The organism is Pseudomonas sp. efr-133-TYG-5 (assembly GCF_030209175.1).
Classification (GTDB): Bacteria; Pseudomonadota; Gammaproteobacteria; order Pseudomonadales; family Pseudomonadaceae; genus Aquipseudomonas.
The window spans coordinates 1443120-1455165 of the sequence record NZ_JARVSM010000001.1 but is presented as its reverse complement, the minus strand read 5'-3'; the positions used below and the strand labels follow the sequence as shown (position 1 = coordinate 1455165).

At 61.9% G+C, this 12046-nt stretch carries 11 protein-coding genes; 3 read left to right on the top strand and 8 right to left on the bottom strand.

Translation table 11 applies throughout. From position 1 onward, the window contains the following. Positions 1 to 241: 241 nt before the first annotated feature. Entirely contained in the window at positions 242 to 937 is a 696-nt protein-coding gene (locus tag QRN70_RS06420; protein WP_285416439.1) for an HAD-IA family hydrolase, read from the top strand. Positions 938 to 1018: 81 nt separating this feature from the next. Here the strand turns inward: QRN70_RS06420 and QRN70_RS06415 are convergent, their stop codons facing one another. Next, positions 1019 to 1765: a 3-oxoacyl-ACP reductase family protein gene (locus QRN70_RS06415; RefSeq protein WP_285416438.1), complete on the bottom strand. Its 747-nt coding sequence runs from the start codon at positions 1763 to 1765 to the stop codon at positions 1019 to 1021. A gap of 126 nt (positions 1766 to 1891) precedes the next feature. Here QRN70_RS06415 and QRN70_RS06410 point away from each other — a divergent pair, with 126 nt between their 5' ends. Next, positions 1892 to 2815, top strand: coding sequence for a LysR family transcriptional regulator (locus QRN70_RS06410; protein WP_285416437.1), 924 nt, complete (start codon positions 1892 to 1894; stop codon positions 2813 to 2815). Between the two features lie 6 nt (positions 2816 to 2821). Here the strand turns inward: QRN70_RS06410 and QRN70_RS06405 are convergent, their stop codons facing one another. The 3 genes from QRN70_RS06405 to QRN70_RS06395 form a co-directional block, all read right to left on the bottom strand. Further along, positions 2822 to 3550, bottom strand: a complete 729-nt coding sequence (locus QRN70_RS06405; protein ID WP_285416435.1) for an aspartate/glutamate racemase family protein — start codon at positions 3548 to 3550, stop codon at positions 2822 to 2824. 55 nt (positions 3551 to 3605) lie between these two features. Beyond that, positions 3606 to 5153 carry an NCS1 family nucleobase:cation symporter-1 gene (locus QRN70_RS06400; RefSeq protein ID WP_285416434.1) on the bottom strand — a complete coding sequence of 516 codons (1548 nt, stop codon included), beginning with the start codon at positions 5151 to 5153 and terminating at the stop codon, positions 3606 to 3608. Positions 5154 to 5633: 480 nt separating this feature from the next. Then, positions 5634 to 6374 (bottom strand): phosphoadenylyl-sulfate reductase, encoded by a 741-nt coding sequence (locus tag QRN70_RS06395; protein WP_285416432.1) that lies wholly within the window; start codon positions 6372 to 6374, stop codon positions 5634 to 5636. Positions 6375 to 6537: 163 nt separating this feature from the next. On the opposite strand from QRN70_RS06395, the gene thrH reads away from it, so the two are divergent. After that, on the top strand, positions 6538 to 7155 hold the full coding sequence (thrH, locus tag QRN70_RS06390; RefSeq protein WP_285416431.1) for a bifunctional phosphoserine phosphatase/homoserine phosphotransferase ThrH: 618 nt from the start codon (positions 6538 to 6540) through the stop codon (positions 7153 to 7155). A gap of 130 nt (positions 7156 to 7285) precedes the next feature. On the opposite strand, the gene pabB is transcribed toward thrH, so the two are convergent. From pabB to rloA, 4 genes are all read right to left on the bottom strand, one after another. Then, the gene (gene pabB / locus QRN70_RS06385; RefSeq protein ID WP_285416430.1) at positions 7286 to 8629 is read right to left on the bottom strand and encodes an aminodeoxychorismate synthase component I; all 1344 of its coding nucleotides are present in this window, start codon (positions 8627 to 8629) and stop codon (positions 7286 to 7288) included. A gap of 166 nt (positions 8630 to 8795) precedes the next feature. Next, positions 8796 to 9782: an alpha-L-glutamate ligase-like protein gene (locus tag QRN70_RS06380; RefSeq protein WP_285416429.1), complete on the bottom strand. Its 987-nt coding sequence runs from the start codon at positions 9780 to 9782 to the stop codon at positions 8796 to 8798. After that, positions 9782 to 11317 (bottom strand): osmotic stress tolerance membrane protein RloB, encoded by a 1536-nt coding sequence (gene rloB / locus QRN70_RS06375; protein WP_285416428.1) that lies wholly within the window; start codon positions 11315 to 11317, stop codon positions 9782 to 9784. The genes QRN70_RS06380 and rloB overlap by 1 nt, the downstream gene beginning before the upstream one ends. Before the next feature lie 5 nt (positions 11318 to 11322). Further along, complete coding sequence (gene rloA / locus QRN70_RS06370; protein WP_007916436.1) at positions 11323 to 11859, bottom strand: retropepsin-like aspartic peptidase RloA; 537 nt, start codon at positions 11857 to 11859, stop codon at positions 11323 to 11325. Positions 11860 to 12046 lie beyond the last annotated feature (187 nt).

Here is a 12046-nt window from a genome sequence, read left to right as displayed (position 1 = left end):
CACCGCGCATGTCGAGGGATAGGCGCGAAACTCTGCGGGGGATCGAAAAGGAAATAAGCCGGGAAAGGAGGCAATGTTTGTAGGGCGATTCGCTAAATGCGCGGGAGTCGTTCAGCCCGCTTTAAGACATTGCCCGTTGCTCAACGTCCGCCGTGCTCGTTATGCTGCTGAACCCTTTAATCAGATCCCGGCGGCGGCACGCGCCAGAACGCGCGGGATGTCATTGCTAACGGATCCGCTGATGAATGCACCGCTGAAGGCGTTCGGCCCGATCAAGGCCGTGATTTTCGATATGGACGGTTTGTTGCTGGACACCGAGGGCATTTATACCGAGGTCACCTCGCTGATCGCCGCACGGTACGGGCGCACTTTCGACTGGAGCATCAAGCAGAACATCATCGGTCGCGGCGCGGGCGATCTGGCGCGTTACGTGGTCCAGGCGCTGGAGTTGCCGATCACGCCCGAAGAGTTCCTGGTGATCCGCGAGCCATTGATGCGCGAGCGCTTTCCCAGCGCACAGGCGATGCCGGGCGCCGAGGAGTTGATTCGCCACCTCAAGGCGCACAACATCCCGATCGCCGTTGGCACCAGTTCGTCGCGCCAGTCGTTCGGTCAGAAAACCACGCTGCACCGCGACTGGTTTGCCCTGTTCGACTTCATCGTCACCGCTGACGATCCAGAGGTCGGTGCGGCGAAACCGGCACCGGATATCTTCCTCACCGCGGCCCGGCGTCTGGGCGTGGCTCCTGAGGACTGTCTGGTGTTCGAGGATTCGCCATTCGGCGTGACGGCCGCGAAAGCGGCCGGCATGACCGCCATCGCGATTCCCGATGCCGCGATGGCCGATGAAAAATACGCCCACGCCGACGGCATCCTGCGGACATTGAAAGCGTTTACCCCGAGTGCCTGCGGCTTGCCGGCGCTGGAATGGACCTGATCGACCGCTGAAACCGGTGCACAGCAAAACGCCGCCCTCTGTCATGGAAGGGCGGCGTTTTCGTTTGCGGCCGGGGGGCAATCAGGCGCCGAAGCCACCGTCGATGGTCAGGCTGGCACCGGTGATGTAGCCGGCTTCCGGGCCCGCCAGGTAGGCGACGAAACTGGCGATTTCCTCAGCCTTGCCGTAGCGCCCGACGGCCATCAGTGGAATCAGGCTGTCGGCGAACTCGCCGTGAGCCGGGTTCATGTCCGTGTCGACCGGGCCAGGCTGCACGTTATTGATGGTGATGCCGCGCGGGCCGAGGTCGCGGGCCAGGCCCTTGGTCAGGCCGACCAGCGCCGACTTGCTCATCGCATACACGCCGCCACCGGCGAAGGGCATGCGGTCGGCGTTGGTGCTGCCGATGTTGATGATGCGCGAACCTTCGCCCATATGTTTGGCGGCTTCCTGGGAGGCGACGAACACGCTGCGCACGTTGATGGCCAGGGTCTGGTCGAAATCTTCCAGTTTGAATTCTTCCAGCGGCGCGATGGCCAGTACACCGGCGTTGTTGACCAGGATGTCGAGGCGCCCGAAGGTTTCGACGGTGGCGTTGACGGCGTGGCGAATGGCGTTGGCGTCGGCACTGTCGGCCTTGATCGCCAGGGCTTTGCCGCCGTTGGCGGTGATGCTGTGTTGCAACTCTTCGGCCTTGGCGGCGGAGCTCACGTAGGTGAAGGCGACGGCAGCGCCTTCGGCGGCCAGACGTTTGACGATAGCGGCGCCGATGCCGCGGGAACCGCCTTGAATCAGAGCGACTTTGCCGCTGAGGTGTTGAGTGGTCATGTTCGATCTCCAGAGTGTTCAAGGCGGGTTGCCTTGTTGTTGGAGCCGAGTATCGGCTTGGCATCCGCGACCGTGTAGACCCTGATTGCTATAGTCTGTGTAAACCAGAAGTTTATAGTGGCGATCATGGAAACCTTCAGCAGTATCGAATGCTTTGTACGCAGCGCCGAAGTCGGCAGTTTTGCCGAGGCCGCGCGACGCTTGAGCCTGACGCCCGCGGCGGTCGGCAAAAGTGTGGCGAAGCTGGAGGCGCGCCTGGGTGTACGGCTGTTCCAGCGTAGCACTCGCAGCCTGACGCTGACGGAAGCCGGGCAATTGTTCCTGAGTGAGGTCAGCGCCAGTCTCACCACGATCCAGAATGCCGTGGCCAACCTGGCCAGCGCCGGCGGGCAGCCGGCCGGCACTTTGAAAGTCAGCATGGGCACCGTGTTCGGACGGTTGTTTATCGTGCCGCTGCTTGGCGAGTTCCTGCGACGATTTCCGGCGATCAATCCGGACTGGCACTTCGATAACCGCCAGGTCGATCTGATCGGCCAGGGTTTCGATGCGGCGATTGGCGGTGGCTTTGAATTGCCGCAGGGCGTGGTTGCCCGTCGGTTGACGCCGGCGCATCGGATCCTGGTGGCCTCGCAGGATTACCTCGACCGCCACGCGGCGATTCGCGAGCCGGATGACCTGGCGCCGCATGACGGCATTCTGATCCGCTCACCGCAGACCGGCCGCGTGCGATCCTGGCAACTGACCCATCGCAGTCGCCAGCACAACCCGCTGGTCCTGCGCGCGCGGATGACCATGAGCGATTCCGAGGCTGCCTGCGCGACGGCGCTGCAGGGCCTGGGAATCGCCTTGGTGAGCATGCCGTTTGCCGTGAGCTATCTCGACGCTGGCACATTGCAGCGGGTGTTGCCGGACTGGTACGTCGATGACGGCAACATTTCGATCTATTACGCCGAGCACAAATTGTTGCCGGGCAAGACCCGGGCGTTCGTCGATTTCGTCATCGAGCAGTTTGCCGAGCAGCGGCTGGCGCAGCGCTTCAGCGCGGTATGACGGGGTTCAGCGCCCGAACCGTCCCGCCCAGCCGATGATGGTTTTCGGCCGAGGCGTCGCGTAGGTGCGCACTTTCGAGGTCGACAACCCCAGGCGCACCAGCGATTCGGCAATGGTCACTGCTGCCGTCACGCCATCCACCACCGGCACCCCGGTGCGCTGGCGAATCTGCTCGTCGAGCCCGGCCATGCCACCGCAACCCAGGCAGATCACTTCCGCCTTGTCCTGCTGCACCGCCAGTTCCGCCTGCTGCACGATGGCTTCCAGTGCGCGCTCGGGTTCATGTTCCAGCTCCAGCACCGCCAGGCCGCTGGCGCGCACGGAGGCGCAGCGGTCCCACAGGCCGGAGAGTTTCAGGCGATCCTCGATCAACGGCACGGTGCGATCCAGTGTGGTGACCACCGAATAGGCGTGGCCAAGGAACATCGCCGTGCTCGCGGCGGCGTCGGTGATGTCCACCACCGGCACGTTGAGCAGTTCCTGCAAGCCTTCGCGGCCGTGTTCGCCGTAGCCGGCCTGGATCACGGCATCGAAGGGCTGATCGTAGGCCATCACCCGATCCATCACGGCGATGGCGGCCAGGTAGCTTTCGAAATTGCCCTCGACCGAGTCGGCGCCGAAGTACGGCGTCAGGCCGACGATTTCCGTGCCGGGGGCTGCGACCGCCTGGGCCGAGCGGGCGATGGCCTGGGTGATGGATTCGGTGGTGTTGACGTTGACCACGAGAATGCGCATGAGAAGTCCTTGTAACGGTTGGTTCTGCGGCCCGCTGCCGGGCCGCCGGAAAAAATCAGTGGCTGACGTTGTCGACGGCAATCGCTTCGCCATCGACTTCGGCGTAATGCGCCTGGCGCCTGGCAACGATCAGGTACAGCATCCCGGCAATCCCGGCACCGATCAGCCAGGAGAACGGCGACACGCTGTGGAAGCCCGGCACCAGGGCCAGGACGATGGCAATCAGCGCCGCCGGAATGAACGCCGCGACCGCGCGCAGGTTGATCCCGCGGCTGTAGTAATACGCGCCGTCGGGGTCTTCGCTGTACAGCTGCGGGACGTTGACCCGGCCTTTGCGGATCAGCCAGTAGTCGACCATGATCACCCCGTACAGCGGGCCGAGCAGGGCGCCGAGGCCGGAAAGGAAATACACGATCACCAGTGGGCTGTTGTAGAGGTTCCACGGCAGGATCAGCACCGCGAGGGTCGCGCTGATCAGCCCGGCGCGGCGAAAGGTCAGGTATTTCGGCGCCAGGTTGCTCAGCACGAAAGCGGGGGCGACGAAGTTGGCCATGATGTTCACTGCGACCGTGACGATGAGGAAGGCCAGGCAGCCGAGAACCAGGAAGAACGTGTTGGGAATCGAAGCGATGATCTCGGTCGGGCTTTCGATGATCTTGCCGTTGATCTGGAATTGCGCGCCGCAGAGCAGCACGGTGATCCCGGCGAATACCAGAATGTTGACCGGCAGGCCCCAGAAGTTGCCGATCTTGATGGTCCTGCGGCACGGGGACGAGCGGGCGAAGTCGCAGAAATTGAGGATCAGCGTGCCGTAGATCGCCAGCCACAGCGCGCCACCGGCAAAGATATTGCGCCACATTTCGCCGCCGCTCAGGGGCTCGCGAATCGACCAGGCAATGGTGGCGTTGGCCTGGGTGTACATCCAGGCGGCGAGGGCGGCGACGGTCAACAGGATCACCGGCCCGGCGAAGGCTTCGTAGCGGCGCACCATTTCCATGCCATAGGCGAGGATCGCCAGTTGCACGAACCAGATCGCCACGAAGCACACCCAGCCCAGGCTCGACAGGCCGAGGATCGAGTCATGGTCGTAGGCGGCAAAGCCAGGGTGGATGGCCGTGAGCAGTACGCGGAATACCACCGAGGCCAGGTAAGTCTGGATGCCGAACCAGGCAATGGCGATCACCGCCCGGATCAGGGCCGGAATCTGCGCGCCGTGGATGCCGAAGCTGATCCGGCTGATGACCGGAAACGGCACCCCGGTTTTCTGCCCCATGTAGCCGGACAGGTTCATGAAGAAGTACACCAGGGCCGCGCCGATCCCCAGTGACAGGAGGATCTGCCAGCCGCCGAGGCCGAGGGCATAGAGGCCGATGGCAAACGAGTAGTTGGCGATGTTGTGCACGTCGTTGGTCCACAACGCGAAGATGCTGTATTTGCCCCAGCGCCGGCCTTCGGCCTTGGTCGGTGCGAGGTCGCGGTTGTGCAGCCGCGGGCTCAGTTGCAGCGGCTCGGCAATGCCCGCATCGGGCAGGGTCTGATCGAGGGTCGAGGAAGCGGCGGGCAGATTCAGCGCGATGTTGTTATTGGAGAGACTTGTACGCATTCCGGCAGGCTCCTGATGTTCAGGCCGCGATGACTGTGCATGAGCGGGCAGGCTCGACAAATCTTCGTCGCGGCAGTGAAAGCATCACTGGTTAGGGGCATCTGCAGCCTTTACGGGATAGGGCGCTTAAGGCGTGCGGATCGAAAGTGTGTGTATGTCTTGAATTTATTGTATACAAAACATGCATGCACTTAAGCCAGATCTATGCCAGTCATTGATCTATGCAACGCTGTACTGATTTCGAAAAGTTATTGCGCAGCGCTAAGTGCCTGAAATTCTGGCGATATAAATTGACCGATCGAACAGGTATTTATTTTTGCAGGGGAATGTTGGTGGGTATCAAACAAGGCGGGGGTGTAACTTTTCAGGGCGTTGAAACGAAAAGTGCACACATAAATGGCACCGATGGTGACATTCGTGTGTACACATTTTCTGGGTCGATGGTTTGCAGCGTGCGGCCATTGCGGCCGGCTGCGTTTCTCAGGCGTTGGACTTGCTGATGATGTTCCCGGCGTGCAGCCCGCACTCTTTCTGGGTCGCTTCTTCCCACCACCAGCGGCCTTCGCGCTCATGCTGGTTCGGCAGTACCGGGCGGGTGCACGGTTCGCAGCCAATGCTGATGAAACCGCGCTCGTGCAGGCTGTTGTACGGCAACTCGAGCATGCGGATGTAGCCCCAGATCTCTTCGCTGGTCATCTGCGCCAGCGGGTTGAACTTGTACAGGGTGCGCTCCGGGGTGGAGAACGCGGTGTCGATTTCCAACACCGCCACGGCGCTGCGGGTGCCCGGGCTCTGATCGCGGCGCTGGCCGGTGGCCCAGGCCTTGACGCCGGACAGTTTGCGCCGCAGCGGCTCGATCTTGCGGATGCCGCAGCATTCGCCGTGGCCGTCCTTGTAGAAGCTGAACAGGCCTTTTTCCTTCACGAACGGTTCGAGTTTGGTGTAGTCCGGCGAGACCAGTTCGATGTCGATCTTGTAGTGCTCGCGCACCTGATCGATGAAACGGTAGGTCTCGGGATGCAAGCGCCCGGTATCGAGGCTGAACACCTTGACGTTCTTGTTCAGCTTCCAGGCCATGTCCACCAGCACCACATCCTCGGCGCCACTGAAAGATATCCACAGATCGTCGCCGAACTCGGCAAACGCGAGTTTGAGGATGTCCTGGGCGGATTTGCTGGCATAGGTCGTGGCGAGTTCCACGACGTCGAACGTTGGGCTCATCAGGGCGGCTTCCTACAGGTCAGTGGCGCTGGGCGCTCTATATGGCGGCGATGGTAACAAAAAGCGGCCGTGCTCGGGGCACCCTGTGCGTTGCGTGGTCGGGGTGGAGCCGCTAGAGTTCGGGCTCGCTCGACTCAATAAAACATTACAACGGGAGTGTCCTGTGGAAATCGCCTGTCTTGATCTTGAAGGGGTGCTGGTGCCGGAAATCTGGATCGCCTTCGCCGAAAAAACCGGAATCGAATCGCTCAAGGCCACCACCCGGGACATTCCCGATTACGACGTACTGATGCAGCAGCGCCTGCGTATCCTCGACGAACACGGCCTCAAGCTCTCCGACATCCAGGCCGTGATCGCCACCCTCGAGCCGCTCGACGGCGCCGTGGAATTCGTCAACTGGCTGCGCGAGCGCTTCCAGGTGGTGATCCTCTCGGACACGTTCTACGAATTCTCCCAGCCGCTGATGCGTCAGTTGGGTTTTCCGACCTTGCTCTGCCATCGTCTGCTGACCGACGACAGCGGGCGGGTGACGAGCTATCAGCTGCGCCAGAAAGACCCGAAGCGGCAGTCGGTATTGGCCTTCAAGAGCCTGTATTACCGGGTGATTGCCGCGGGCGATTCGTACAACGACACCAGCATGCTCGGCGAGGCGGATGCGGGGATTCTGTTCCATGCCCCGGACAACGTGATCCGTGAATTCCCGCAATTCCCGGCGGTGCACACCTTTGCCGAGTTGAAGCAGGAATTCCTCAAAGCCTCCAATCGTGATTTGAGCCTGTAGCCACCTGCTGATCGTTCCCACGCTCTGCGTGGGCATGCAGCCCGGGACGCGCTGCGTCCCCAGAGCGGACGCGTAGCGTCCATTGAGGCCTGCCCACGCGAAGCGTGGGAACGATCAGCACGCAGTCTGGTTAAAGGTTTTGCAGGGTTTCGAGCAGGACTCTGACCTTGGTGATCGACTCCTGATATTCCGCTTGCCAATCCGAATCGGCCACAATTCCGCCACCGCCCCAGCAGCACACCTGCCCATCCTTGACCAGCAGACTGCGGATGGCGATCGAGCTGTCCATCTCGCCGCGCACATCCAGGTACAGCATCGAACCGCAATACAAGCCACGACGCGTTGGCTCCAACTCGTCGATGATCTGCATCGCGCGGATTTTCGGTGCGCCGGTGATCGAGCCGCCGGGGAAGCTGCCGGCAATCAGGTCCAGGGCATCGCGATCCTGCGCCAGCTCGCCGGTGACGCTGCTGACCAGGTGATGCACGTTGGGATAGCTTTCCAGACTGAACAGCTCCGGCACCCGTACCGAACCGATGCGGCAGGTACGGCCAAGATCGTTGCGCAGCAGGTCGACGATCATCAGGTTTTCCGCGCGATCCTTGGGGCTGGCCAGCAGTTCGGCGGCGTTCGCTGCATCTTCAGCCGGGGTCATGCCACGGGGGCGAGTGCCCTTGATCGGGCGGGTTTCCACCTGGCGCTGGCTGACTTTGACGAAGCGTTCCGGCGACAGACTCAGCACCGCGCCGCCGTCCGGCAGGCTCTGGAACGCGGAAAACGGCGTCGGGCAGGCTTCGCGCAGCGCGCCATAGGCCAGCCATGGATCGCCCTGGCACGGCGCGCGGAAACGTTGGGCGAAGTTGACCTGATAGCAGTCGCCAGCCTGGATGTAATGCTGAATGCGCTCGAACGCCTGACGGTATTGCTCGGCCGAAAGATCAGCCGCCATCGGCGTGTTCAGCTTGAACGGGGTCGGTTCGGTGCTGCGCGGTTGGCTGAACACGTCGATCAGCCGCTGTTTCTCGCAGGCGCTGACCGACGGGTGAAAGACCAGCTGGCTGGTGGCTGATTGGTGATCGCTGATCAAGGCCCAGTCGTACAGGCCAAAGCGCGCATCGGGCAATTGCAGATCGTCCCGGGCCTGGCTCGGCAGGTTTTCCAGATGACGGCCGAAGTCGTAGCTCAGGTAACCGATCAGGCCGCCGGCGAAGGGCAATGGGCAGGCGTCGGGCAATTGTGCATCGCCCAGGCGGGTCAGATTGTCTCGCAGACGTTGCAGGAAATCGTCGCCGCGCTCGTCCGGCAAGACCGCCAGTTGTTCCAGCGGCCAGGCGCTGAGCAGGTCATAACGGCCCCGGTCGGCACTCGGCCGGCCACTGTCGAGCAGCACGGCGCCGGGCGCATGGCGGACGGCCGCGAAATAGTCGGCGGGGTTGGCGCGGTAGGGCAGCGGGTGTACGGAACAGGTCAACATGGGCGGGGCAGATCGGCCATCGAGGCGGGGTGGCGATTGTAGTCCTCTGCGGGAGTTGCTCCTAGAGGGATGTCGGTGATTGGCAGGTTGGCGGCAGGTATCGCGCTTGATCGTTCCCACGTCGAGGCGTCGAACCGTCTGCGTGGGAACGATCAACGATCGACTATCAGCCCTCGACCGCCGGAATATGCCCGAACATTTCCTGAGTAAACGCCACCCGTTCCTCCACCGACTCGGTCACCCCACGCGCTTTGAGCTCTTCCAGATGCGCTTCGACCGCGTGGGTGCGCAAGGTCAGCCCGCAGTCGTTGGCGATCTGGATATTCAGCCCCGGCCGCGCATTGAGCTCGAGGATCAACGGCCCTTTCTCCTGGTCCAGCACCATGTCGACCCCGATGTAGCCCAGGCCGCACAGTTCATAACAACCGGCGGCGAGCTTCATGAAACCGTCCCAGTAGGGCAGTTGCACGCCATCCACGGCGTTGGTGGTGTCGGGGTGCTTGGTGATGATGTTGTTCAGCCAGGTGCCGCGCAGGGTCAGGCCGGTGGCCAGGTCGACGCCGACACCGATGGCGCCCTGGTGCAGGTTGGCCTTGCCCCCGGACTGGCGGGTCGGCAAACGCAGCATGGCCATCACCGGGTAACCCATCAGCACGATGATGCGGATGTCCGGCACGCCTTCGTAGCTGATGCTCTTGAAGATCTGGTCGGGCGTGACCCGGTACTCGATCAGCGCCCGATCGCGGTGGCCGCCCAGCGAATAAAGGCCGGTGAGGATGCTGGAAATGTGATGCTCCAGCTCTTCGTGGGCAATGATTTTGCCTGAGACCGTGCGATAGCGGCCCTCGAAGCGGTCGGCGACGACAATGATGCCGTCGCCGCCGGCACCCTGGGCCGGTTTGATCACAAAGTCGCTGCGCCCGCCGATGATCTCGCCGAGCTTGTCGATTTCCTTCTCCGTGGAAATCACGCCATACAGTTCCGGCACATGAATGCCGGCCTCGATGGCGCGCTCCTTGGTGATGATCTTGTCGTCGACGATCGGGTACAGGCTGCGCTTGTTGTACTTGAGCACGTAGTCGGCGTTACGCCGGTTGATGCCCATGATGCCGCGGGCCTCGAGGGCCTTCCAGGTCTTCCAGAAACCGAACATCAGGCGTCAGCCTTCTTCAGGAAAGCCTTGAAACGCATCAGCTCGGTCAAGCGATAACCGCGATAGCGACCCATCGCCAGCATGAAACCGACCAGGATCAGCAGGATCGCCGGGAAGGTGAAGACGAAGTACACCAGCTCCGGCACGGTCATGATCAGGTGCGCCAGGGAGGCCGCGAACAGCGTGCCGATCGCCACTTTCAGCGCATGGCTGGCACCGCGTTCTTCCCAGGTGATCGACAGGCGTTCGATGGTCATGGTCAGGATCACCATCGGGAACAGCGCCACCGACAGGCCGCGTTCGAGGCCAAGCTTATGGCTGAACAGGCTGATGGCGGCGATCAGCACCACGACGAAGGTCAGCACCACCGACAGGCGCGGCAGCATTTGCAGCTTCAGGTGTTCCAGGTACGAGCGCAACGACAGGCCCAGTGCGGTAATCACGGTAAACAGCAGGATGCCGAAGCCCAGTTGCGTCTCGCGGAATGCCAGGGCAATCAGCACCGGCGTAAACGTGCCGAGGGTCTGCAGGCCGATCAGGTTGCGCAGAATCAGGATCACCAGCACGCCAATCGGGATCATCACCATGATCATGAAGGTCTGCTGGGTCTGCAGCGGCAGGCCGTACAGCGAGTATTCGAGGAAGTTGGCGTCGGTGTTTTCGTCGGTCAGCTTGGCCAGGCGGATCGCGTTCATCTCGCTGTTGTTGAGGCTGAACGTCACGTTGGCTTTCTTGCCGCCGTCGACCGTGATCAGGTTCTCGTCACCGCTCCACCACAGCAGGCGGTCGGTCGGCAGGCCCTGTTCGCCGGTTTCCGGGTTGAAGTACAGCCAGTCGGTGCCGTTGAAGCTGCGCAGCCACAGTTCCGGGGTCTGCGGCTGGTCGGCGACGAGGCGGATGGTGTGGACTTTTTCCACCGGCACGTGGGCGATCGACAGCAGCAGCTCGACGATTTTCGCCTTGTGCGGGGTCGAGGGATCGCCGGCCAGCAGCAGTTTGACGTTGTCGTCGTTGACGTTGTTGACCCGCTTGATCGCTTCGCCGATGAAGGTTTCGACGTCGGCCGAGTGTTGGCGGATCGGCGCGAGCAGGGCTTCGGCGGCGATTTTCTCCGGGCCTTCGATGGCCATGCTGTCGCGGAAGGTCGGGCCTTTGACCTTGGATTTTTCTGCGGTATAGCGCTTGGTCAGCACCAGGCGGTAATACAGGGTCTGGTTGCCCTTGGCGCGGCGCGCCGACCAGGTGACCTTGCGGTTGCCGTCGACGCGGTTGACCGCCACGCCGTAGTTATTGGAGATGAAGCTTTCGTTGAGACTGACGTAGTCGCGGCTCAGGGGCGGCACGAACATCTGGATCTTCACCGGATCCTTGGTGCTGGCGACGAACTCGACCTTGGCGTCGATGTTCCACAAGTCGTCGGTGGCGTCTTCCGTTACCGGGATGCCGAGCACGAAAATCTGATAGGCCGTAACCGAAACGCCCAGAAGCACCAGAATGGTGATCAGGATTTTCAGGTGGAAGGTTAGAGAACGCATTGAAATTACTCGGCGGTATGAGCGGCGATGGTGCAGGCGGGTTTGCCGGCAGCGTATTTAAGACTGGGATCGACCAGCGCATCGAAGCGTTTCAGCGCTTCGGAGCCGATCAAAAGCGGATATTGGAACGCACTACGGTCGGTCAGGTTCACTTCGATGCTGCGCAGGGCCGAACCCATGCAGATATCCAGCTCGATTACCGGACGGGCGGTGTACTTCTTGCCTTCTTCCGGGTCGTAGTCGCCAGCGCGGCGCTTGATCTTGCTGACCCGCGCCAGCGGCCGTTCGATCGGGTGCGAATGCGCCGCGTCGATGGCCAGGTAGAAACGTACCCAGGACTCGCCATTGCGTTTGAAGCGTTTGATGTCGCGGGCACTCAGCGAGGCGGTTTTTGCGCCGGTGTCGAGTTTGGCCGCGACTTCCAGATTGATGCCGTCGAGCGAGGCATATTCGTTGAGACCGTACACGGTCTTTTCCCCCGCCGCGGCGAGACCGGGCAGGCAAAACAGGGCGAAAAATGTGGGGAAGGGCTTGAGTCTCATAAATCCTGGTGCGCAGCGTTCCGTTTTCGGTTCAGGTTCCTGGCAAGACTTGCGCAAGCTCCTTCGTGTGCCTATCAGCTTTTTATGACAAGCCGTACAAATGGCCAGCAAATGCGGGCGGCATTCTAGCACGGTGGTTTTATGGCGCCAGCGCTCGCACCGGTCTATACCCCTTGGGTATTGCTGT